This is a genomic window from Micromonospora sp. BL1 (genome assembly GCF_003667485.1).
Lineage (GTDB): Bacteria > Actinomycetota > Actinomycetes > Mycobacteriales > Micromonosporaceae > Micromonospora > Micromonospora tulbaghiae.
On the sequence record NZ_RCVK01000171.1, the window covers coordinates 1 to 23,032 of the forward strand.

Annotated in this window: 19 protein-coding genes; 11 read left to right on the top strand and 8 right to left on the bottom strand. The window is 75.0% G+C overall.

Annotated elements, in window-relative coordinates:
• Both EAD96_RS06640 and EAD96_RS06645 read right to left on the bottom strand, forming a co-directional pair.
• Positions 1 to 752 (bottom strand): hypothetical protein (locus tag EAD96_RS06640; protein WP_121683631.1); only part of this gene is annotated, 752 nt, incomplete at its 3' end.
• Positions 753 to 765: 13 nt separating this feature from the next.
• Entirely contained in the window at positions 766 to 1,371 is a 606-nt protein-coding gene (locus EAD96_RS06645; RefSeq protein WP_120573468.1) for a hypothetical protein, read from the bottom strand.
• Between the two features lie 303 nt (positions 1,372 to 1,674).
• On the opposite strand from EAD96_RS06645, the gene EAD96_RS06650 reads away from it, so the two are divergent.
• The 7 genes from EAD96_RS06650 to EAD96_RS06680 all read left to right on the top strand — a co-directional run bounded on the left by EAD96_RS06650 (position 1,675) and on the right by EAD96_RS06680 (position 10,169).
• Positions 1,675 to 4,023, top strand: coding sequence for a nitrate- and nitrite sensing domain-containing protein (locus tag EAD96_RS06650; RefSeq protein WP_121683632.1), 2,349 nt, complete (start codon positions 1,675 to 1,677; stop codon positions 4,021 to 4,023).
• A complete protein-coding gene (locus EAD96_RS06655; protein WP_013288181.1) occupies positions 4,023 to 4,445 on the top strand; it encodes a roadblock/LC7 domain-containing protein in 423 nt (140 codons plus the stop codon). Before EAD96_RS06650 ends, EAD96_RS06655 begins: the two co-directional genes overlap by 1 nt.
• Complete coding sequence (locus EAD96_RS06660; RefSeq protein ID WP_121683633.1) at positions 4,435 to 4,824, top strand: DUF742 domain-containing protein; 390 nt, start codon at positions 4,435 to 4,437, stop codon at positions 4,822 to 4,824. Before EAD96_RS06655 ends, EAD96_RS06660 begins: the two co-directional genes overlap by 11 nt.
• Complete coding sequence (locus EAD96_RS06665) at positions 4,805 to 5,407, top strand: ATP/GTP-binding protein (RefSeq protein WP_047890560.1); 603 nt, start codon at positions 4,805 to 4,807, stop codon at positions 5,405 to 5,407. Before EAD96_RS06660 ends, EAD96_RS06665 begins: the two co-directional genes overlap by 20 nt.
• A 101-nt stretch (positions 5,408 to 5,508) precedes the next feature.
• The gene (locus EAD96_RS06670) at positions 5,509 to 6,543 is read left to right on the top strand and encodes a lactonase family protein (RefSeq protein WP_199733082.1); all 1,035 of its coding nucleotides are present in this window, start codon (positions 5,509 to 5,511) and stop codon (positions 6,541 to 6,543) included.
• Between the two features lie 177 nt (positions 6,544 to 6,720).
• The gene (locus tag EAD96_RS06675) at positions 6,721 to 8,475 is read left to right on the top strand and encodes a substrate-binding domain-containing protein (RefSeq protein WP_199733083.1); all 1,755 of its coding nucleotides are present in this window, start codon (positions 6,721 to 6,723) and stop codon (positions 8,473 to 8,475) included.
• A gap of 212 nt (positions 8,476 to 8,687) precedes the next feature.
• Positions 8,688 to 10,169 carry a sugar transferase gene (locus EAD96_RS06680; protein ID WP_120573473.1) on the top strand — a complete coding sequence of 494 codons (1,482 nt, stop codon included), beginning with the start codon at positions 8,688 to 8,690 and terminating at the stop codon, positions 10,167 to 10,169.
• 10 nt (positions 10,170 to 10,179) lie between these two features.
• Here EAD96_RS06680 and EAD96_RS06685 read toward each other — a convergent pair whose 3' ends face one another.
• On the bottom strand, positions 10,180 to 11,310 hold the full coding sequence (locus tag EAD96_RS06685; protein WP_120573474.1) for a PP2C family protein-serine/threonine phosphatase: 1,131 nt from the start codon (positions 11,308 to 11,310) through the stop codon (positions 10,180 to 10,182).
• Between the two features lie 56 nt (positions 11,311 to 11,366).
• Here EAD96_RS06685 and EAD96_RS06690 point away from each other — a divergent pair, with 56 nt between their 5' ends.
• The gene (locus tag EAD96_RS06690; protein WP_120573475.1) at positions 11,367 to 11,921 is read left to right on the top strand and encodes a MarR family winged helix-turn-helix transcriptional regulator; all 555 of its coding nucleotides are present in this window, start codon (positions 11,367 to 11,369) and stop codon (positions 11,919 to 11,921) included.
• A 1-nt stretch (position 11,922) separates the two neighbouring features.
• On the opposite strand, the gene EAD96_RS06695 is transcribed toward EAD96_RS06690, so the two are convergent.
• From EAD96_RS06695 to EAD96_RS06705, 3 genes are all read right to left on the bottom strand, one after another.
• Entirely contained in the window at positions 11,923 to 12,957 is a 1,035-nt protein-coding gene (locus EAD96_RS06695; RefSeq protein WP_233585496.1) for a B12-binding domain-containing protein, read from the bottom strand.
• Positions 12,954 to 14,675 (bottom strand): PP2C family protein-serine/threonine phosphatase, encoded by a 1,722-nt coding sequence (locus EAD96_RS06700; RefSeq protein WP_233585498.1) that lies wholly within the window; start codon positions 14,673 to 14,675, stop codon positions 12,954 to 12,956. Before EAD96_RS06700 ends, EAD96_RS06695 begins: the two co-directional genes overlap by 4 nt.
• A gap of 78 nt (positions 14,676 to 14,753) precedes the next feature.
• Entirely contained in the window at positions 14,754 to 16,013 is a 1,260-nt protein-coding gene (locus tag EAD96_RS06705) for an ROK family protein (protein ID WP_121683635.1), read from the bottom strand.
• 53 nt (positions 16,014 to 16,066) lie between these two features.
• On the opposite strand from EAD96_RS06705, the gene xylA reads away from it, so the two are divergent.
• The 3 genes from xylA to EAD96_RS06720 are packed head-to-tail and all read left to right on the top strand — an operon-like array spanning position 16,067 to position 20,213.
• Complete coding sequence (gene xylA / locus EAD96_RS06710; RefSeq protein WP_013288170.1) at positions 16,067 to 17,254, top strand: xylose isomerase; 1,188 nt, start codon at positions 16,067 to 16,069, stop codon at positions 17,252 to 17,254.
• 11 nt (positions 17,255 to 17,265) lie between these two features.
• A complete protein-coding gene (gene xylB / locus EAD96_RS06715) occupies positions 17,266 to 18,720 on the top strand; it encodes a xylulokinase (RefSeq protein WP_121683636.1) in 1,455 nt (484 codons plus the stop codon).
• A 56-nt stretch (positions 18,721 to 18,776) separates the two neighbouring features.
• Positions 18,777 to 20,213 carry an MFS transporter gene (locus tag EAD96_RS06720; RefSeq protein ID WP_121683637.1) on the top strand — a complete coding sequence of 479 codons (1,437 nt, stop codon included), beginning with the start codon at positions 18,777 to 18,779 and terminating at the stop codon, positions 20,211 to 20,213.
• Positions 20,214 to 20,234: 21 nt separating this feature from the next.
• Here the strand turns inward: EAD96_RS06720 and EAD96_RS06725 are convergent, their stop codons facing one another.
• Together EAD96_RS06725 and EAD96_RS06730 are read right to left on the bottom strand one after the other, a co-directional pair.
• A complete protein-coding gene (locus EAD96_RS06725) occupies positions 20,235 to 21,878 on the bottom strand; it encodes an alpha-amylase family glycosyl hydrolase (protein WP_121683641.1) in 1,644 nt (547 codons plus the stop codon).
• 43 nt (positions 21,879 to 21,921) lie between these two features.
• A complete protein-coding gene (locus EAD96_RS06730; RefSeq protein ID WP_120573481.1) occupies positions 21,922 to 22,992 on the bottom strand; it encodes a LacI family DNA-binding transcriptional regulator in 1,071 nt (356 codons plus the stop codon).
• Positions 22,993 to 23,032: the final 40 nt, after the last annotated feature.

The window sequence follows — 23,032 nt, forward strand, 5'->3', positions numbered from 1 at the left end:
GGGGTGGACACGGCCGCCGCCGCGCCGGCGGTGGCCGTGTCCACCCCGTGCCGCCGGTCGGCGTCGTCGGTGGCGGGGACGGGCTCGGCGTCCGGGTCGACCAGGCCGGGCTCGGCGCTGCCGTACCCGACCGCGCCGTCGGCCGCCGCGTCGTCCCGGACGACGCCGTCGATGCGGTCGTCGGTGTCCACCGTGCGGTCGTCCCGGCCGTCGCCGTCGACGTCCTGGTCGGTGGTGCCGGAGTGCTCGGCGTCCCAGCGGTCCCGGTCGTGCAGGCGGTCCCCGGCGGTCGGGTCGGCCCGCTCGTCGTCCAGCGGGTCGGTGCGTCCCGGCGCGCCGTCGCCCGGCGCAGCGGTGTCCTCGCCGCGCGCGTCGCGCTCGTCCTGCGGGCGGCCGCTCGCCAGGGCCGAGGCGGCGACCGCGTCGCCCACCGTGGCCGCGCCGAACGCCGTCGGCAGCGGCGCCGGCTCGTGGAACGGGGGCCGCCCGTCGTCGTCGGTCCGGTCGGCCGCGTCGCGCAGCTCCCCGGCGTCGTAGGCGCGGGTCTCGTCGACCTCGGCGTCACGCCGCTGGTCGGCGACCGCCGGGTCGTCGAAGGTGCCCCGGTCGTCCAGCGCGTCCTCGGGCACGTCGGCCCGGTCGGCGTCGCGCCGGTCGGCGTCGGTGTGCTCGCCCGGCTGCGGCACCGGTACCGGTGCGGACCGGACGGCCTCGGGGTGGTCCTGCGTGACCTGCTGTTCCTCCTGGCGCATGGCGGCGGCCTCCTCAGCGGCTCGGGACGTCGTGGTCGTGGTCGTGGTCGGGGTGGCGCTGCTCCGGCTGCTGCGTGGAGGTGTGCACCGGGTCCTCGCCGAGCAGGTCGGCGAAGAGGGCCCGGTAGTGCACGAGCGCCTGCCGGAGGTCCTCGGTGCCGGCCTCACCGCGCTCGTTGCGCTGCCGGATCTCGTGGGCGTCGCGGTAGTGGGTGAGCGTGCGGGCGTGCTCGACGGAGAGGTGGGCGATCTGGTCCGAGAAGTCCCCGGTGGGGTATCCGCGCTCGGCGATCAGGCTGCTGACCAGCTCGTCGGCCTCGCCGACGGTCTCCGCGGGGGAGTCGACGAAGCGCACCTGGAGTTCCTCCCAGGCGGCGGCGTAGCGGGCCCGGGACTCCGGGCTCAGCGGGGTCAGCTCCAGCTCGGCGTGCCGGCGCTCGCGTTCCCGCAGCTCACGCTCGGCGGCGCTGCGGCTGTCCTGCTCGGCGACGGCCCGGTCGTACTCGGGGCCGAAACGTTCCCGCAGCGCCCGGCGGCGGCTGGCGACCACGGCTACCGCGACGAGCGCGGCGATGACGGCGACGACGATGACTATGACGACTACCTGGGTGGACGACATGGCTCCTCCTTCGCACGCTGGTATTCCCTCGTGCGGGTGATCGCCAATCCCGTTGTGCGGCACTTTCCGCCCCGGCCGGGAAAAAGGCGCGCTGCCGCGACCGCCGTCCGGTGCCGCAGCGGTGTCCGACTGAGCCCGTCGTGCCCGTCTCGGACCGTAGTGAGAGCCGAGACGGCCGGTAGTGCATCCGCCCCGGATTACGTATCCTGCCCAAGGCGTCCGGGCCGGGGCCCGGCGTCGTGGCCGGCGAAACGGCGGCCGCTGCCGGCGCCACCGAGCGACACCTTCCCGGGCGAGGTCTGATTGAACACCCGTGACTGGCCGATCCGCGCCAAGCTGACCGCGCTGGTCATCGGCCCGGTGACCGGGCTGCTGGCGTTGTGGATCTTCGCCACCACGCTCACCTTCGGGCCCGCGCTCGACCTGCTCTCCGCGCGTACCCTCCTCTACGACCTGGGCCGTCCGGGCGAGGCCGTGGTGGCGGAGTTGCAACGGGAGCGGCGGCTGTCGGTGGTCCAGCTCGCCGGTGCCCGTGCCCTCCCGGAGCTGACCGAGCAGCGGGTACGCACCGACGACGCGATCGTCGAGCTGCGCCGCAAGGTCGACGGCGGGGACCTGCGTGACGTCGCCGACGCCCAGCTCGACAACCGGCTCGACCAACTGGTCTCGGCGCTCGACGCGCTGCCCGCCGGGCGGGTGTTCATCGACGACCGGAAGGTCGACCGGGCCGGTGCCGTCGGCCTCTACAGCGGGATGATCGGCTCGGCGTTCCAGGCGTTCGGCGCCATGGCCGCGCTGCCCGACGCGCAGCTCAACCGGGAGGCCACGGCGCTGACCGCGTTGGGCCGCTCCCGGGAGTTGCTCGGCCAGGCCGACGCGCTGCTGGCCGGCGCCGTCACCGCGGGCCGGTACGCCGAGGGCGAGCACGAGCAACTCGTACGCACAATCGAGAACCAGCGCTTCCTCGCCGAGATCGCGGTCGCCGACCTGCCGCCCGGGGAGCGGACCGCGTACCAGCGGATGACCGAGGGCGCCGGGTTCCTCCGGCTGCGCGCGCTCCAGGACGGCCTGATCCGCTCGCCCGCGCTGCCCGCCCGGTTCGACATGCGGGCGTGGGACACCGGTCACGCCGAGGTGTGGCAGAGCCTGCGCGACTTCGAGCTGCGCGGCGCCGACGCCCTGGCCGAGCGGTCGGTGCCGATGGCCACCCGGATCCTCGTCCAGCTCGCCGCCGCCGGTGTGCTGGGCCTGATCGCGATCGTGGTGTGCGTGCTGGTGGCGCTGCGGGTCGGCCGGTCGCTGGCGCAGCGGCTGACCGGCGTACGCGCCGCCGCGACCGAGGTGGCCGAACGCCGGCTGCCCGACGTGGTCGCGCGGCTGCGCCGGGGCGAGGAGGTCGACGTGGCCCGGGAGGCGCCCGAGCTGGACCACGGCGGCGACGAGATCGGCCAGGTGGCGCGCGCCTTCAACGAGGTGCGCCGGACCGCGGTCCGCGCCGCCGTGGACGAGGTGACGCTGCGCCGGGGCTTCAACGAGGTGATCCTCAACCTCGCCCGCCGCAGCCAGGGACTGGTGCACCGGCAGCTGGCGCTGCTGGACCGGCTGGAACGGCGTACCGAGGACCCGGACGAGCTTGCCGGACTGTTCCAGGTCGACCACCTGGCGACGCGGCTGCGGCGGCACGCCGAGGACCTGGTCATCCTCGCCGGTGCCGCGCCCGGACGCGGCTGGCGGCGCCCGGTCGCCGCTGTCGACGTGATGCGCGGCGCGATCTCCGAGGTCGAGGCGTACGACCGGGTCGACGTGGGCGAGGTGGCATCCGCCGGGGTGCTGGGCCGGGCCGTCGGCGACGTGATCCACCTGCTCGCCGAGCTGATCGAGAACGCGACCGCGTTCTCCCCGCCCGGCACGCGGGTGGACGTCACCGGCCGGAGCGTCCCGGGCGGCTACACCATCGAGATCACCGACCGAGGGCTGGGCATGTCCGCGCCGGCCCTGGCCGAGGCCAACCGCAAGCTGGCCGAGCCGCCGGAGTTCGACCCGGCCGGCAGCGCCCGGCTGGGACTGTTCGTGGTGGCGCGCCTGGCCGCCCGGCACGGCGTACGGGTGGAGCTGCGGCCGTCCCGCCCGGCGGGGATCGTCGCCTCGGTGTTCGTACCGTCGGAACTGATCACCGACGAGCCGCCGGTGGGCGCGGACGCCTCCGCCGGGCCGGAACGCCGGCGCCTGGCCAAGGTGACCCGGCTGACCACCGTGCCCCGGCCGGGGCGGCCGACCCGGCCGGGCCGGGACCGGTCGGAGAACACAGTCGTCCCGTTGCAGTCGGCGCGCGCCTCGACTGTGGAACCACCCGCCGACGACGACGGCCTGCCCCGCCGGATCCGCCGCCGCGGCGCGACCGCGCGTCCGCGCGCGACGGTCGCCGACACCCCGGCCCACCGCACCCCGGAGGAGGCCCGCCGGGCCATGTCCGCGTTGCAGGCCGGCACCGCGCGCGGACGCCGGGACGGCTCCCGCGCCGCCGGAACCGGCCCGGCCACCCCCGCCACCGAACCGCGCGACACCGGTACGCCGTCCACCACCGCGGGGCCGGCCGTGGAGCCCGCCCCGCCGGCGCCGGACCAACGAACCGCGACTGAGAGGGACGCCTAGTGGTGCACACGACGCGGCAGAACGCCGATCTCGACTGGCTGCTCGACGACCTGGTGGAGCGTGTTCCCGCCGCCCGCCAGGCGGTGGTGCTCTCGGCGGACGGGCTCCTGCTCGGCGCCTCCACCGACCAGGACCGGACCGACGCGGAACACCTCTGCGCGCTGGCGTCCGGCTTCTCCGGGCTGGCCAAGGGCGCCACCCGGCACCTGGGCGGCGGCGCGGTCCGCCAGACGGTGGTGGAGATGGAGTCGGCCTACCTGTTCGTGACCGCCGCCGGGCAGGGCGCCTGCCTGGCGGTGGCCAGCGACGCCGACGCCGACATCGGCCTGGTGGCGTACGAGATGGCGATGCTCGTCATCCGGGTCGGGGAGAACCTGGCCGCGCCGAGCCGGGTGGCGGGGGAGCGGACCGATGCGCGCTGAGTCGCCGGGGCCGCAGCACGAGTGGCTGGACGCCGACGCCGGCCCGGTGGTGCGCCCGTACACGCTCACCGGCGGCCGGGTACGCCCACCCGTCAACGGCTTCGACCTGCTGGCGTTCGTGCTCGCCGCCCCCGGCGCGGACCCGGCCGGTACGCCCGGGCTCCAGCCGGAGCACCGCCGCCTGATCGAGCTGGCCCGGCGGCCAAAGGCCGTGGCCGACCTCGCCGCCGACCTGGACCTCGCCGTGGGCGTGGTCCGGGTGCTGCTCGGCGACCTTCTCGCCCATGAGCTCGTCGCGGTGCACCGGCCACCGGCCACCGCGTACCTGCCCGACGACAACATCCTCAAGGCGGTGGTCAGTGGACTCCGTGCGTTATGACCGGGAGCCGGGGGCGCCCCGGGTGCCGCTGGCTCTGAAGATCCTCATCGCCGGTGGCTTCGGCGCCGGAAAGACGACGCTGGTCAGCGCGTTGAGCGAGGTCCGGCCGTTGCAGACCGAGGAGGTCCTGACCGGGGCCGGGCTCGGCACCGACGACGTCTCCGGGGTCGAGCAGAAGTCGACGACGACGGTGGCGATGGACTTCGGCCGGATCACCATCAACGACGACCTCCAGGTCTACCTGTTCGGCACCCCGGGCCAGGACCGGTTCTGGTTCCTCTGGGACGAGCTGGCGTTCGGCGCGCTCGGCGCGGTGGTGCTCGCCGACACCCGGCGGCTGGCCGACTGCTTCCCCTCGATCGACTACTTCGAGCAGCGGGGCATCCCGTTCGTGGTGGGCGTCAACTGCTTCGAGGGCTCCCGCCGGTTCGGCCTGGAGGCGGTCCGCGACGCCCTGGACCTGGATCCGGACGTCCCGCTCGTGCTCTGCGACGCCCGGGAGCGGCAGTCCGGCAAGCTGGTGCTGATCTCGCTGGTCGAGCACGTGGCGCGGCAGCGCGGCGAGCCGGTGCCGGTGGGCTGAGCACCCCGCGCCCGATCCGTCGGGCCCGGCGGGACTGACCGGGCGCGCCACCGGGAAGCCTCTGGTTGGATCGCAGGCAGGACCGACGAGAGGTGGGAGCGGTGACCGGGCAGGACGAGATCGTCCACATCGGCGGCTACACGGCGGAGACGGGCGGGCGGGCCGAGGGCGTCGTGGCGGCCCGGCGGGACCGGGCGACCGGGGAGCTGACCCCGCTGGGCGTCGTGGCGGTGACCCCGTCGCCGTCGTTCCTGGTGCGGCACCCGGCGCTGCCGGTGCTGTACGGGTGCAACGAGCTGCCCGACGGGCTGGTGAGCGCGTTCCGGGTGGCCCCGGACGGCGACCTCACGCCGCTGGGCGTCCGCGAGACCGGTGGCGCGGAGCCGTGCCACGTGGCGGTCGCCCCGGACGGGCGGCACCTGTTCGTGGCGAACTACGGCGGCGGCAGCGTGGCGGTGTTCGGCCTGGGCGCCGACGGCGTGCCGGGGGAGCGCACCGACCTTGTCCGGCACTCCGGCCACGGCGCGGACCCGCAGCGGCAGGAGCACGCGCACTGCCACATGGTCTCGCCCGACCCGGCCGGGGGCGGGCTGCTCGCTGTCGACCTGGGCACCGACTCCGTCTACCGGTACGACGTCGACGCGTCCACCGGCCGGCTGGCCGAGCGGGAGCCGCGGCTGCGGACGGCGCCCGGAACCGGACCCCGGCACCTGGCCCGGCATCCGGACGGGCGGCGCTGCTGGCTGGTCGGTGAGCTGGACGCCACGGTCACCGCGTACGAGCTGACGCCGGACGGGCCGCGGCAGTCGACGCGTGTCGACGCCAGCGGCCGGACCGGGCACGTCCAGCCCTCCGAGGTGGCCGTCGGGCCCGGGGGGCGTTTCCTCTACGTGGGCAACCGCGGGGTGGGCACGATCGCTGTCTTCGCGCTGGACGGGGCCGCGCCGGAGCTGGTGGCCGAGGTCGACACCGGCGGCGAGTGGCCCCGGCACTTCGCCTTCGCCGGTGCGCACCTGTACGTGGCGGACGAGCGGGCTGACATGATCAGGATCTTCCGGGTCGATCCGGACGGCGGGGTGCCCGAGCCGGTGGGGGAGCCGGTGCCGGTGGCGAGCCCGGCGTGCGTCCTGCCGTGACCGAACGGTGACCGGATGATAGTCCGAAGTGGATTGACATCACCATAAATGACTGACCGGTAACTTAGCGTATGGGTTAGGTGATCAACTGTTTCTGCTGCGTAACTTTCGTCCGAACGGTTGTGGTGGTAACCCCACGAGGTACGCAAGATGGTCACCGTGTCTGGCCGCCATCGCATGCGTTCTCACCTCCGCGGAGCAGGTGCCGCCGCCGTGGCGGCCGCCCTGGTCGCCGTCGTAGCCGGCTCCTGGTTCGGCTACCAGCAGCTGGCCGGCCCGAACTGTTCGGGTCGGCTCGAGCTGTCGGTGGCGACCGCCCCGGAGATCGCCCCCGCGGTGCGCGCCGCCGCCGACCAGTGGGTCTCCGACGGCGCGGCGGTGAGCGGAACGTGCATCGCGGTGAACGTCTCCTCGTCCGAGTCGGTCGAGGTGGCCGCCGCGGTGGCGAGCAAGCACGGCGCCACGCTCGCCGGCGTCGGGCAGGCCAGCGGCACCGCCGTCACCCCCGACGTCTGGGTGCCGGACTCGTCGACCTGGCTGGTCCGGCTCAAGAGCGGCGGGGCCAGCGCGTTCGCGCCGACGAACGGTGCCTCGATCGCGCGCAGCCCGGTCGTGGTGGCGCTGCCCGAGCCGGTGGCCTCGCGCATCGGGTGGCCGGACAAGAAGCTGCGCTGGTCCGACCTGCTGACCCAGGTCACCGCCAGCAAGCCGCTGCGGGCCGGGATCGTCGAGCCGACCCAGGACGCGGCCGGCCTGTCCGGCCTGCTGTCGCTGACCGCCGCGGCCAGCTCCACCGGCGACTCCGGCTCGCCGAAGGCACAGGAGGCGATGGTCGGTGCGCTGCGTGCGCTGGCGACCAACCGTTCCTCGCTGCGGCAGGACCTCCTCGCGCGGTTCCCGCGCTCGTCGGACCCGACGGCGATCGCCAACGGGCTGGGGGCAGCGGCGCTGTCCGAGGAGGACGTGATCGCCTACAACAGCACCAAGCCGCCGATCCGGCTCGCCGCGCTCTACCTGGAGCCGGCGCCGATCCCGCTGGACTACCCGTTCGCGGTGCTGCCCGGCATCGAGCCGGCCAAGGCGTCCGCCGCCAAGGTGCTCTTCGAGGTGCTGCGTACGCCGGCCTTCAAGGACCGGCTCGCCGCGCAGGCGCTGCGCGCGCCGGACGGCAACTGGGGGCGGGGTTTCCAGGCCCCGACCGGCGCGCCGAGCCCGGCCAACGGCGGCGCGAGCCAGGTGCCGCCGTCGGGTCAGGGCGGCGCGGCCGACCTCGACCCCGGTGCCATCTCGACCGCGACCACGACCTGGTCGGTGGCCACGCAGTCGGGCCGGATGCTCTGTGTCATCGACGTCTCCGGCTCGATGAAGAAGCCGGTCGCGACCGCCAACGGCGCCAGCCGGGAGCAGGTCACCGTCGCCGCCGCGAGCCAGGGCCTCGGACTGTTCGACGACTCCTGGTCGATCGGCCTCTGGACGTTCTCCACCAACCTCCAGGGCTCGCAGGACTGGAGCGAGCTGGTCGGAATAAAGCCGTTGTCGAGCAATCGGGGGGCGCTGCAGCGCGGCCTCGCCTCGATCAAGCCCTCAAGCGGCGACACCGGCCTGTACGACACCATGCTCGCGGCGTACAAGAAGGTGCAGCAGGACTGGGAGCCGGGCAAGGTCAACTCGATCGTGTTGTTCACCGACGGCAAGAACGAGGACGACAACGGCATCTCGCAGAAGGAGCTGCTGGACCAGCTGAAGAAGCTGAAGGACGACGAGCAGCCGGTCCAGGTCGTCATCATCGGCATCGGCACCGAGGTGAACCGGGCCGAGCTGGAGTCGATCACCAAGGTCACCGGCGGCGGCGCCTTCGTCACCACCGACCCCAGCAAGATCGGCGAGATCTTCCTCCGGGCGATCGCGCTCCGGCCGCCCGCCCCCCGCTGACCTGAAGCTCAGCGCTAGTCTTCCGCCGTACCGGAAATCCGGTACGGCGGAAGGCTTCCCGGGTCAAGGCGCGGGATGAGAACTGACGGTAATGCGTCCGAATCAATCGGTAACCATAATTGTCCAGGCATGATGACCGGGTGCCTCGACCGCGGGCTCCACACCGGAGCCGGGCGGGGACGGGGCGGTCCTGAGCGAAGTGGGGAGGGCCGGTGACCTCGGCGACGCTGTTGACTCCTGCCACGTCGTCGCGACCCGGTGGTGAACGCCCGGGCAAGACGACGCGAGCAGCGGAGCGGGCCTACATCCGGGTCCTGGTGGTGCTGGACACCGCCGTGCTCGCGGTGGCCATCCTGGTCGGTTACCTGGCCCGGTTCGGCGACGAGGAGCCGACCGGTTCCGAGATCCCGTACGTGGTGGTCGCCCCGGTGCTGCTGCTGGTCTGGCTCGTCTCGCTCAAGGCGATGCGGTGCTACGACGACCAGGTGCTCGGCTACGGCGCCGACGAGTACCGCCGGGTCAGCGCGGCCAGCATGCGGCTCGCCGGCGGCATCGCCATCGCCGGGTACATCGCCGACGTCGGCGTCTCCCGGGGCTTCCTGGCCATCTCCTTCGCCGTCGGCACGATCGGGCTGGAGGTGGCGCGGTTCGCGGCCCGCAAGCGGCTGCACCGGGCCCGCGACCGGGGCGCCGGCTGGTCCCGCAAGGTGCTCGTGGTGGGCGACACCGCGCACGTGCTGGAGCTGGTGCACACGCTGCGCCGGGAGCCGTACGCCGGCTACCAGGTGGTCGGCGCGTGCATCCCGGACGCGCTGCTCGCCCCGGTGCCGCAGCGGCTGGGCGACGTGCCGGTGGTCGGCAGCTTCCGGGGCATCCCGGAGGCCGCCACCGCGATCGGCGCCGACACGGTGGCGGTCACCGCCTCGGGCGAGCTGACCGCGACCCGGTTGCGCCGCCTCGGCTGGCAGCTGGAGGGTACCGGCGTCGACCTGGTGGTGGCACCGGCGCTGACCGACGTGGCCGGTCCCCGCATCCACACCCGTCCGGTCGCCGGCCTGCCGCTGATCCACGTCGAGGCGCCCGAGTTCCGCGGCGCCCGCAAGCTGGTCAAGGGCTTCGTCGACCGGTCGATCTCGTCGATCGCCCTGCTCGTGCTGGCGCCGCTGCTGATCGTGATCGCGCTCGCCATAAAGATCGACAGCCGCGGTCCGGTGCTGTTCCGGCAGACCCGGGTCGGCCAGGGCGGCGAGGAGTTCGGCGTCTTCAAGTTCCGCACCATGGTGGTCAACGCCGACGCCCTGCTCGCCGAGCTGGCCGCGCGCAACGAGACCGACGGCCTGATGTTCAAGATGCGCGACGACCCGCGCGTCACCCGGGTCGGCCGGCTGCTGCGCAAGTGGTCGCTGGACGAGCTGCCCCAGCTCGTCAACGTGCTGCTCGGCCAGATGAGCCTGGTCGGCCCGCGCCCGCCGCTGCCGTCCGAGGTGGCCCGGTACGACGGCGACGTGGCACGCCGGCTGCTGGTCAAGCCCGGCATGACCGGCCTCTGGCAGGTCAGCGGCCGGTCGGACCTGAGCTGGGAGGACGGCATCCGGCTGGACCTCTACTACGTGGAGAACTGGTCGCTGGCCGCCGACCTGACCATCCTCTGGAAGACGTTCGGCGCGGTGGTCAACAGCCGCGGCGCGTACTGAGAGGGGCGGGTCAGGGCTGCGGCCCCAGCCAGTCCAGGCAGACCACCACCGCGTCGTCCACCAGGTCACCGGAGACGAAGGCCCGCAGGTCGCCGATCAGCGACCGGACCGCGTCCAGCGGCTCCATCGGCCCGGTCCGGCGCAGGAACCGGTCCAGCGCCACCTCGCCGTAGCGCACCTGCTCGGTGGTGGCCTCGATCACGCCGTCGCTGACCACGAAGAGCCGGTCCTCGCGCTCCAGACGGAACCGCTGCGGGCGGTAGTCGGTGCCCTCGAACATGCCGAGCGGGAACTGCTTGTCCAGCTCCTGCTCGGTCACCTCGCCGGCCCGCAGCCGCAGCAACCGCGGCGAACCGGCGTCGACCACGGTCAGCTCGCCGGTGGCCAGGTCCAGCTCGATCAGGAGCACGGAGACGTGCTGTTCGCCCCGGTGCTGGGCGTAGATCGCCTGGTCGGCCAGCGCGGCCTGGTCGGCCAGGTCGAGCCCGGCCCGGCGCGCGTTGCGCAGCGCGTACGTGGCCAGCGAGGCGAGCAGCGCCGCGGCCACCCCCTCGCCGTAGCCGTTCAGCACCGCCAGCCAGAGCCGGTGGCCGTCGTCGGACCAGTCGAAACTGTCCCCGCGCACCGCGTACGCCGGCTCCAGCTGCCCGGCCAGGCTGAACGACGGGCGGATCCGGCTGCGCCCGGGCAGCAGCTCCCACTGCATCTCGGCGGCCAGCGTGAGCCGTCGGCTGCGCCGCGCCGTCCGGTAGATGTCGGTGGTCGCCATGACCGCGCTCAGCTCGTGCCCGAGCACCGTGGCGATGGTGTCCAGCTCCCGGCGGGCGTGCGGGTCGGCGGGCACCGGCGAGACCTCGAGCACGCCCCGGCGTTCGCCGCGCATGCCCACCGGGAACCAGCCGACGCCGTCGGCGATCACCGGCTCCTGGTGGTCGAAGGCGCGCCAGGCCGGGTGGCCGGGGCCGGTGACCGCCGCGCCGTCACCCAGCGGCAGCAGCTCGGCGAGCCGGTAGTCGACCTGGTAGAGCTCGGTGCGGGTGACGCCGTACGTGCGCGCCAGCTCGGCGGCGAGCCGATCCACGATGAGATCCGTCGGCGCCTCGGTCAGGACCCGGCGCGCGTGGCCCTCCGCTCCGCTCATCTTTGCTCCTTTGCACAGGTCGCCGGGCAGATCCGGGGAGTAGTCTCGGGCCCACCATGACCGAAGAGCGCGGTCCCCGGGGACCTGAAACGAGTACGTCCGCCGCCCTGGACGAGGCGGCCGGCACCTTGCTCGCCGTCTGGGAGGCCGCCCGGGAGCGCACCACCAGCCGGCTGTCGAGTGCCCAGCTACGCGCGATCATGGTCGTCGAGCAGTATGACGGCATCAACCTCCGCCGTCTCGCCACGCTCACCGACATGTTGCTCTCCTCCGCCAGCCGGCTGTGCGACCGGCTGGTCGCGGCCGGGATGCTGGAGCGCGAGCCGGGCCGCTACGACCGGCGGGAGATCTCGCTGCACCTCACGCCCGCCGCCCTACGGCTCCTCGCCGAGCTGCGTGCCGACCGGCGGCGCCGGCTGGAGCGGATCCTGGCCGGGATGAGCCCGGAGGGCCGGGCCGCGCTGGTACGCGGCATGCGCGAGTTCGACGAGGTGGGCCGGCGCGGCGAGGCCACCGTGGCGGAGGGCTGGCCGATGCTGCAGCCCTCCGGGGAACGGATCGGCGACCCGGTCGGGCCGGCCGGCGAGCCTCCGGTGGCCCGCACCGCCTGACTCAGCCGGCCCGGCCGGGATCGTCCGGCGCGCCTTCGCGGGCGGCCCGCAACCGGGCCACCACCCGGGGATGCTCGGTGAGCGCCCGCTCCAGCGTGCCGAGCACCTCGTCCAGCAGCGCCCGGCCGCCCCGGGACGTCAGCGCCTCCTCCTGCCACCCGACGAAGTCGCGCAGCAGCCGGTCGTCGTCCACCCGCACGGCCGCGATCAGTGCGTCCACCAGGTGCGCGATTCCGGCGGCGACATCCTCGGCGTGCTCCTCGGGCGGGTCCACAGTGGCGAGCGCGAGCCCGACCAGCTCACGCCGCCGGTGCAGCACCGCCACGTACGAGTCGTCGGGCGGGGGCGGCGGCGCTCCGGTGTGCGCGGCCGACAGCGGCCGTTCCAGCAGCGCCACCGCGTCCCGGGCGCTGGCGCCCCAGCCCGCCGCGCCGATCGCGGTGGCCCACCGGCCGTCCGGGCCGAAGCCGGGACCACCGGCCAGGACCGGCACCCCGGCCGCGCGGCTGGCCTCCACCATCCGCGCCGCCCGGACCAGCCGGTTCGGCTGCACGCAGCTCAGCAGCACCGCGTCCGGGCCGGTCTGATGCAGGTAGGAGACCAGATGCCGGGCCGGCACGCTGGCGCCGAGGAACGTGACCCGCCAGCCCGCCGCCCGGACCACCTCGGTGACGATGCGGGCGGCCAGCGCGTGCCACTCGCCCTCCACGCAGGCCATCACCACGTGGCCGCGCCGCGGCGGGCCGGCCGTCGCGCCCAGCGCGTCCACCACCTGCTCGCTGACGTGGGTGGCGGCGTGCTCCTGGGCGACGCTCCACGAGCCGGTGAGCCAGCGCCGGCCGACCTCCCGCTGCGCCGACGCGACCAGGTCGACCAGGACGTCCGCGACCGAGAAGCCGTCGGCCAGCAGGCCGCGCGCCAGCGCGACCGCGCCGGCCCCGTCGGCGGCGTCCAGGCGGTCGAGGTACGCGGCGAGCGTCTCCGGCCCGATCCGGCGCCCGGCCGCGGGGGTGGGGCGGTGAGGCGGCGGCGTCACCCGGCCGCCACGGCGAGCATGGCGATGTCGTCGTGGGGCTGCCCGTCCAGCCATTCGTCGACGAGCTGGAGCACCCGGTCGACGAGCGCGGCGGGTGGAAGCCCGGCGCCGGTGGCGAGCGCCTGACGCAACCGGGCGTCGCCGAACATGGCCGGCTCGGTCGGGCCGCCCCGGGCCTCGGTCACCCCGTCGGTGTACGCCAGCAGCAGGTCACCCGGCGCCAGCCGTACCTCGCTGTCGGCGAACCGGGCGTCGGTGAGCGCGCCCACCGGCATGCCGCCCACCCGGACCGTCTCGACGCCGCCGCCGGCGCGGACGACGAGCGGCGACGGGTGCCCGCCACCTGCCACCCGGATCAGCAGCCCGCCGTCCGGCTCGCGGCGCAGCGCACCGAGCAGGAGCGTGGTGAACTGGGCCCGGCGGGCCGCGTCGGGAGCGTCCAGCAGCGCCCGGTTGAGCAGTTCCAGCAGCTCCCGGGGGCGTTGCTCGACCAGGCGCAGGGTCTGCAGCGACTGGCGGACCCGGCCGGTCAGCACGGCCGCGCCGACGCCCTTGCCGCAGACGTCGCCGAGCGCGAACAGGCCGCCGTCGCCGGTGGGGAACAGGTCGTAGAAGTCGCCGCCGATGCGCAGGCTGTCCCCGGCGGCGCGGTAACCGCCGGCGAGCGTCATCCCGGGCAGGCGGGGCAGCGCCGGCGGGAGCAGGCTGTTCTGGAGCACCCGGGCCAGGTGCGCCTGCTCGCCGTACAGCTCGGCCGCGGCCAGCGCGGCGCCGGCCCGGCCGGCGAACTCCCGGGCCAGGCCGATCTCCCGGCTGTCGAAACCGGGCCGCTCCCGGCGGCGGGCCAGCACCAGCGCGCCGGCCGGACCACCGGCGCTGGGCATCGGGCTGATCAGCACGGTGCCCGGGCGGCCGAATCCGGCGGGCAGCACCTCGGCCAGGTCGGCCAGCTCGGCGTCCAGCCAGGGGCTCGGTTCGGTGAGGTCGCCGTCGAGCGCCTCGACCAGGCCGGGCACCGACTCCACGGTGGGCCAGCCGGCCAGGCCGGTGACCGGGCCGGGGTCGCCGGTGGCGTACCGGATCCAGTGCGGCTGGTCCTCGGCGGGTGGCGGCGGGCGGTGCACCACGACTGCCGCGTCGGCCAGGTAGGGCACCGGCAGCGTCACGGCGGTACGCAGCGTCTGCTCGCGGTGCAGGGACAGCCCGAGCCGGCTGCCCGCCTCGGCGAGGAACGCGGTGCGCGACCGTTCGGCGAGCAGCGCGTCGGTGCGCGCGTGTTCCTCGGTGACGTCCCGGACGTACCAGGCGCTGCGGTCGTCGGCCAGGGGACGCCGCACGCCGCGCAGCCGCCGGCCGTGGTGGTCGGTCTCGAACGCGTCCGACCCGGCGGCGGCCGCGTCGGCCAGCGCCGGCACCCGGCACGCGCTCAGGTCGACGCCGGGCGTCACCTCGGGGAGCAGGTCGGCGGCCATCGCGTTGACGAGCGTCACCACCCCGCCGTGGTCGACGGTCACGACCGCCTCGGCGAGCCCGTCCAGCAGCTCCCGGGCCAGGTGGTCGTCAGCCGGCAGCGCGGCCTCGGCAACCCGCCGGGGCCGTCTCCGCGAGGCGTGTCCACCGCCGCTGACCGGCCCCGCGACACCGCCCCGGCGCGCGGCGGTCACCTCCGGTGGCCGGGCGCTTCGGTCGGTCGACCCCTGCGCATGCTGTCGGTGCACCCCTCACTCGGCGACATGTTGCCTGGCGGCAAGCGTACCGAGCGCAGGCACGGAATGCCCGTCCAGGATCATCCCGGATCAGGTGGTCCGGGCCAGCCAGCCCACCGGCCGGTCGACGATCCGGCGGACCACCGAGCCGGCGCCGCCGACCGCCGCGGACTGCGCCCCGAGCACTGCCGGACGCACCGTGACCGGCGCCCAGCCGGCGGTGAGCACCCGCCGGGAGACCTCCGCCTCCACCGTCGGCCGCAGCCAGGGCGCGAGCCGGGCGTATCCGCCCCCGAGCACCACGGTGTCCAGATCCAGCAGGTTCACCACGCCCGCGACGGCGATCCCGAGGGCGGTGCCGGCGTCGGTCAGGGCGGTCAGCGTGGCCGGGTCACCGGCTTCGGCCAGGTCGGCGAGCCGGGTGGCGGCGGTGTCCGCCGGAAGTTCCGCGCCGGGCAGCCCGGCGGCGGCGAGGATCGCCTCCTGGCCCGCGTACCGCTCCAGGCAGCCCTGGCCGCCGCAGCGGCACGGCCGGCCCTGCGGCTGCACCGGGAAGTGACCGATCTCTCCGCTCCAGCCGCGTGCGCCCCGGTAGAGCGCGCCGTCGAGCACGATCCCGGCGCCGATGCCGATCTCGCCGGTGACGTGCAGGAAGCTGCGCGCGCCGCCCGGGCCGGCGTACAGCTCGCCGAGTGCGGCCAGGTTCGCCTCGTTGTCGACCACCAGCGGGGGCACCCCGTCGACCGGCTCGGCCAGCGGATGACCGGCGAGCAGCGCCGGCACGTCCACGTCCCGCCAGCCGAGGTTCGGCGCGAGCCGGACCAGGCCGCCGTCGCCCACCAGGCCGGGCACGGCGAGCGCCGCGCCGGCCAGGGTCAGCCCGTCGCGTACGGCGGCGGCGCGCGCCTCGGCGGCCAGCGCGGCGAGCCGGGCGAGCGCGTCGGCGGGGGAGACCGGGCGCAGGTCGGCGCGGCGGACCAGGTGGTGCCGGACCGTGCCGGTGAGGTCGACGACGCAGGCCGCCAGGTAGTCGACGTTCACCTCCAGGCCGAGCCCGGCCGGGCCGTCGGAGGCGAGCACGAGGCCCCGGGCCGGGCGGCCCGCCCCGGTACGCGGTTCCGGCTCCGCCTCGACGACCAGCCGGCCGGCGATCAGGTCGTCCACCACGGCGGAGACGGTGGCCCGGGTGAGGCCGGTGTCGGCGGCGATCCCGGCGCGCGAGGGCGGCCGTTCGGCGGCGGCGATCCGCCGGAGCACCACCGCGAGGTTCAACTCGCGCAGGCTGCCCTGCCGGACCGCCCCGGCGGTGCTGGTGCTTGTCACCTCTTGACACTGCCACATCGCCGCCATTTAATTCAACCGCTGAACAAATCGCGGACGACACCACCACCTGGAGGTCTGCCATGGCACCCCGCCCCACCCCCGCGGACAAGTTCTCCTTCGGCCTCTGGACGGTGGGCTGGCCGGCCCGCGACCCGTTCGGCGACGCCACCCGCCCCGAGCTGGACGCCGTCGAGGCGGTGCACCGGCTCGCCGAGCTGGGCGCGTACGGCATCACCTTCCACGACGACGACCTGGTCCCGTTCGGCGCGGACGCGGCCACCCGCGACGCCCGGCTGAGCCGCTTCCGCAAGGCCCTCGACGAGACCGGCCTGGTCGTGCCGATGGTCACCACCAACCTGTTCAACCACCCGGTGTTCAAGGACGGCGGCTTCACCAGCAACGACCGTGACGTGCGCCGGTACGCGCTGCGCAAGGTGCTGCGCAACATCGACCTCGCCGCCGAGATGGGCGCGAAGACGTTCGTCATGTGGGGCGGCCGGGAGGGCGCCGAGTACGACGTCGCCAAGGACGTCCAGGCCGCGCTGGACCGCTACCGCGAAGCGGTCGACCTGCTCTGCGAGTACGTCGTCGACAACGGCTACGACCTGCGCTTCGCGCTGGAGCCGAAGCCCAACGAGCCCCGGGGCGACATCCTGCTGCCCACCGTCGGGCACGCGCTCGGCTTCATCTCCACGCTGGCCCGCCCCGAGATGGTCGGGCTCAACCCGGAGGTCGGGCACGAGCAGATGGCCGGGCTGAACTTCGCCCACGGCATCGCCCAGGCGCTCTGGCAGGGCAAGCTGTTCCACATCGACCTCAACGGCCAGCGCGGCATCAAGTACGACCAGGACCTGGTCTTCGGCCACGGCGACCTGCTCAACGCGTTCGCCCTGGTCGACCTGCTGGAGCACGGCGGCCCGAACGGCGGCCCGGCCTACGACGGCCCGCGCCACTTCGACTACAAGCCGTCCCGCACCGAGGACATGACCGGCGTGTGGGCCTCCGCCGAGGCGAACATGCGGACGTACCTGCTGCTCAAGGAGCGGGCCGCGGCGTTCCGCGCCGACCCGGAGGTGGTCGAGGCGCTCGCCGCCGCCCGGGTGGCCGAGCTCGCCACCCCGACGCTCAACCCCGGTGAGGGCTACCGCGAGCTGCTGGCCGACCGGACCGCGTTCGAGGAGTTCGACCCGGAGGCCGCCGGGGCGAAGGGCTTCGGCTTCGTCCGGCTCAACCAGCTCGCCGTCGAGCACGTGCTCGGCGCGCGCTGAGGCGGGCCGCCATGCCGCTCGTCGCGGGGGTCGACTCGTCGACCCAGTCCTGCAAGGTGGTCGTCCGGGACGCGGAGACCGGCGCGCTGGTCCGGCAGGGCCGCGCGCCGCACCCGCCCGGCACCGAGGTCGACCCGTACGCCTGGTGGGAGGCCCTGCGGGCGGCGGTCGCCGAGGCCGGTGGCCTGGCCGACGTGGCAGCCGTCTCGGTCGGCGGCCAGCAGCACGGCATGGTCTGCCTGGACGCCTCAGGCGAGGTGGTCCGCCCGGCGCTGCTGTGGAACGACACCCGTTCCGCCGACGCGGCCCGGGAACTGGTCGAGGAGGCCGGCGGCGGGGAGACCGGCCGCCGGTTCTGGGCCGAGGCGACCGGCGCGGTGCCGGTGGCCAGCTTCACCGCGACGAAGCTGCGCTGGCTGGCCCGGCACGAGCCGGACAACGCCGACCGGGTGGCAGCGGTCTGCCTGCCGCACGACTGGCTCACCTGGCGGCTGGCGGGCGCTCCCGGCCTGGACGCGCTGCGCACCGACCGGGGCGACGCCAGCGGCACCGGCTACTGGTCGCCGCGCACCGGCGAGTACCGGCTGGACCTGCTGGAGCGGGCCTTCGGCCGGCGCCCAAAGGTGCCGGTCGTGCTCGGCCCGGCCGAGGCGGCCGGGCACCTCGACCCGGCGGTGCTCGGCGGCGGCGCGGCGTCCGGTACGGCCGGGAGCCCGGGAACCGGTGCCGCCGGTCCGGTGCTCCTCGGGCCGGGCACCGGGGACAACGCCGCCGCGGCGCTCGGGGCCGGGGCCGGTCCGGGCGACGTGGTCGTCTCGATCGGCACCTCCGGCACCGTGTTCGCGGTGGCGGACACGCCGGCCGCCGACGCCGGTGGCGCGGTGGCCGGATTCGCCGACGCGACCGGCCGGTTCCTGCCGCTCGTGTGCACGCTCAACGCGGCCCGGGTGCTGGACGCCGCCGCGACGCTGCTCGGCGTCGACCTCGACACGCTCGGCGAGCTGGCCCTGTCCGCCCCGCCGGGTGCGGACGGGCTGGTGCTGGTGCCGTACCTGGAGGGGGAGCGGACGCCGGACCGGCCGCACGCCACCGGCACCCTGCACGGCCTCACGCTCGGCACCTCGACCCCGGCGCACCTGGCCCGGGCCGCCGTCGAGGGCATGCTCTGCGGGCTGGCCGACGGCCTGGACGCGCTGATCGCGCAGGGCGCCCGCGCCGACCGGATCATCCTGGTCGGCGGCGGCGCCCGGTCCGCGGCCGTGCGCCGGATCGCGCCGCAGGTCTTCGGCCGCCCGGTGGTGGTGCCGCCGCCGGGGGAGTACGTGGCCGACGGCGCGGCCCGGCAGGCCGCCTGGGTGGCGCTGGGTGGCGACACCCCGCCCGCCTGGTCGATCGGCGACACCGAGGAGTACACCGGCGACGCGGTGCCCGCCATCCGCGAGCGCTACGCCGAGGCGCGGGGATGACGCCGGTACGGGGGGTCGTGCTGCGCAGGTGACCTGCACCTGATTTGCTGCCCGGCATGACGGGCACCAGGATCTCCCGGCGCGGGAACGCGGCACACCGGTTCTACAGCGTCGTGGTCTTCGTGGTGCTCGCCTCGCTGGACAACGTGGCGATCGGCCTGGTGCCCCCGCTGTACGGGCCGATCTCCACCGCGCTGGACGTACCCCAGCGGATGCTCGGCCTGGTCACCGCCGTCAGCTTCCTGGTCAGCGCGGTGGCGGCGGTGGGCTGGGCGTACGTCGGGGACCGCACCGACCGCAAGCCGCTGCTCATGGTCGGCACGCTGCTCTGGGCGGCCGGCACCGGCGGCAGCGCGCTCGCCGGTGGGTACGCGACGTTCCTGATCGCGCAGTTCGTCGGCGCGGTCGGGCTCGGCGCGGTGGGGTCGGTCGGTTTCTCGGTGGTCACCGACCTGATCTCACCGCGCCGCCGGGGCCTGGTGATGAGCTTCTGGGGCCTGTCCCAGGGCGTCGGCACGCTGGCCGGGACGCTGCTCGGCGGCGTGCTCGGCGCGACCGACTGGCGACGGCCGTTCCTGCTGCTGACCGGCGTGGGTCTGGCCGCCACTGTGGCGTACCTGTTCACCTACGACATCCGGCGCGGGCAGAGCGAACCGGAGCTGGCCGGGGCGATCGACGCCGGGAACGAGTACGACTACCGGATCAGCCGTGCCGACCTGCCCCGGATCCTGGCCCGCCGGACCAACCGCTGGCTGATCCTCCAGGGGCTCACCGCCCAGGCCGCGTTCGGCTCGCTGGTCTGGCTGCCGGTGCTGTTCAGCCAGCGGGCCGAGGCGCAGGGCTACTCGCCCGCCACGGCGGTGGTGGTGGGCAGCGTCTTCGCCACGCTGTTCCAGCTCGGCGGCGTGCTGTCCATCGTGGGCGGTCTGGTGGGCGACGCGCTGCAACGGCGTACGCCCAGCGGCCGGGCCATGGTCGCGGCCGTCGGCATCCTCGCGGCGCTGCCGTTCTACCTGGTCCTGTTCTTCGTGCCGATCCGCATCGACGTCCCCGACGGCGCCGGTTCCGGCGCGGTGGTGACTGCCGTGCTGTCCAGCGTGTTCACCGAGCCGTCGGTGGGGCTGAGCCTGCTCACCGCCGTGGTGGCGCTGGCGCTGACGTCGGCGAACTCGCCGAACTGGTTCGCCCTGATCGCCGACGTCAACCCGCCCGAGCACCGGGGCACCGTCTACAGCCTGGGCAACCTGGTCAACGGCGTGGGCCGGGCGGCGGGCAACGGGCTGGTCGGGGTGGCGTTCGCCGCGCTGCGGGCGGCCTTCCCGCCGCCGCTGAACTACGCGGTCGGGCTGGCCGCGTTCCAGCTCTTCTTCATCCCGACCGGGATCATGTACTGGCTGGCCGCCCGCACCTCGCCCCGGGACATCGCGCAGGTGCACGACCTGCTGCACGCGCGCGCCGGCCGGTTGGAGAGCGAGGGCCCCGCCGGACGGTGACCGTCCGGCGGGGCCACCGCGTCAGCTCCGGAACCAGACCGTCACGTCGGTCGGCACGGCGTCGCCGTCCAGCGGCGCGCTCGACACCAGCACCTGGGCGCCGGCCGGCAGCGGCACCGGGTCGGCGCCGAAGTTGGTCAGCACGGTCAGGCCGCCGTTGGTGAACGTGAGCACCTCGTCGCCGGAGGTCAGGAACCGCAGCGGGCCCCGGGCCAGCGCGTGCTCGCGGCGCAGCCGCAGCGCGGTCCGGTACAGCTCGTACGTCGAGCCGGGCACGCCGCGCTGCCGGTCCAGCGCGTACTCGGCCCACACCGGCGGCTGGGGCAGCCAGCTCGCGTCGGTCGGCCCGAAGCCGTACGACGGGGCGTCGGCCTCCCACGGGATCGGCACCCGGCAGCCGTCCCGGCCGCGCTCGGTGTGGCCGCTGCGCTTCCAGGTCGGGTCCTGCCGGGCCTCGTCGGGCAGCGTGGTGTGCTCCGGCAGGCCCAGTTCCTCGCCCTGGTAGAGGTAGGCGGAGCCGGGCAGCGCGAGCATCAGCAGGCTGGCCGCCCGGGCCCGGCGCAGGCCCAGCGCGGCGTCCGGCTGCGGGTCGTCGACGCCGACGCCGTTGGCCCGGCCGCCGGCGGTGCCGAGCCCGAGCCGGGAGGCGTGGCGAACGACGTCGTGGTTGGACAGCACCCAGGTGGTCGGCGCGCCCACCGCGTCGGTGGCCTCCAGCGAGCGGGTGATCACCGCGTACTGGGCCGGCGCGCTCCACGCGGCCAGCAGGTACTCGAAGTTGAACGCCTGGTGCATCTCGTCCGGGCGCACGTACCGGGCCAGCCGCTCGGCCGGCTCCACCCACGCCTCGGCGACCAGGATCCGCTCACCGGGGTACGAGTCGAGCACCCGGCGCCACTCCCGGTAGATCTCGTGCACGCCGTCCTGGTCCCACATCGGCGGGCGGGGCTTGTCCACCTCGCTGCCGGAGAGGATCTCCTGCGGCTCCTGCCAGTCGGCGAGGTCGGCCTGCTTGATCAGGCCGTGCGCCACGTCCACCCGGAAGCCGTCCACGCCCCGGTCCAGCCAGAAGCGCAGCACGTCCAGGAACTCGGCGCGGACCTCCGGGTTGTCCCAGTTGAGGTCGGGCTGGCCCGCGTCGAACAGGTGCAGGTACCACTGCCCGTCGGGCAGCCGGGTCCAGGCGGGCCCGCCGAAGACGCTCACCCAGTCGTTCGGCGGCTCGGCGCCGTCCGGGCCCTTGCCGTCGCGGATGACGTACCGCTGCCGCTCCGGGCTGCCCGGCGCGGCCGCCACGGCCGCGGTGAACCAGCGGTGCGCGGACGACGTGTGGTTGGGCACCAGGTCGACGATCACCCGCAGCCCGCGGGCCTTCGCCTCGGCGATCAGCTTGTCGGCGTCGGCGAGCGTGCCGAACAGCGGATCGACGTCGCGGTAGTCGGACACGTCGTACCCGGCGTCGGCCTGCGGGGACGGGTAGAACGGGGACAGCCAGACCGCGTCGACTCCCAGCTCGGCGAGGTGGTCGAGCCGGGACGTGATGCCCGGCAGGTCGCCGATCCCGTCGCCGTCGGAGTCGGCGAACGAGCGCGGGTAGACCTGGTAGATGACCGCCTCGGTCCACCAGCCGGTGCCCGGGGCCTGCTGCGTCGCGTCGGTGTTCAGCGCCTTACTCCTGTCTGGGTGGTGCGGTGACGAGCGAGTTCGTTCAGTGTGCCCGGGGCGGCGCGGTCGATTCACGCACCACCAGGCGAGTGGGCAGGATCACCGGGGGTGGTGTCCCGTCGCCGGTGTCGGCGCCGCGCGGCGCGGGCACCAGGCCGGGATACGGCTCGGTGGCCCGTACGCCGAGCGGGTCGAGCAGGATGCGGGCGGCGAGCGACCCCTGGTCGGCGGCGGGCTGGGCGATCGTCGAGAGCCCGAGCACGCCGGCCAGGTCGTGGTCGTCGATGCCCATCACGCTCACGTCCTGCGGCACCCGCAGCCCGGCGTCACGCAGCGCGGTGATCGCGCCCATCGCCATCTCGTCGCAGGCGGCGAAGATGGCGGTCGGCGGCTCGCCCCGGGCCAGCAGCTCGGCAGTGGCGCGGGTGCCGCCGTCGATGGTGAACCGCGACTCGACGTCGAGGCTCGGATCGGGCCGCAGCCCGGCGGCCCGCAACGCCTCCTGGTAGCCGCGCCGCCGGTCCAGGTGGGTGGTGAAGGCCAGTTCGTCGTCCGGGTCGCCGGAGATGTGCGCGATCCGGGTGTGGCCGAGGTCCAGCAGGTGGCGGGTGGCGGTCCGGGCGGCGGCCACGTCGTCGATCCGGACGCAGGGCCAGCCGGGCACCTCGCTGCCGGAGCTGATCGTCACGCCCGGCAGGTCCAGCTTCGTCAGCGCGTGCACGTCGGCCGCGCGCAGCGGGGTCGCGACCAGGATGATCGCGTCCACGCGCTTGTGCAGGCTGGCCGTGCGCAGCACCCGCTGCCGGGTCCGCTCCCGGCCGCCGAGGTTGTAGAGCAGCAGGTCGTAGCCGCTGTCCTGGAGGAACTCCTCGACCGCCTCGACCACCGTGCCGAAGAACCACCTGGTGATCCGGGGCACCACGACCGCCACCGTGCCGGTCCGGCCGCCGGCCAGCCGGCTCGCGCTGGGCGACACCGCGTACTGGAGTTGTTCGGCGGCGGCGAGCACCCGGCGGCGGGTCGCGGCCGAGACCGTCGGCAGGCCCCGCAGCGCCCGTGAGACGGTGGCCGTGGAGACCCCGGCCAGACGGGCGACGTCGTCAATCTTGGTCATCGTGAGCTCCCCGCTGTGACCCGGGCCCCGCCGCCGGCCG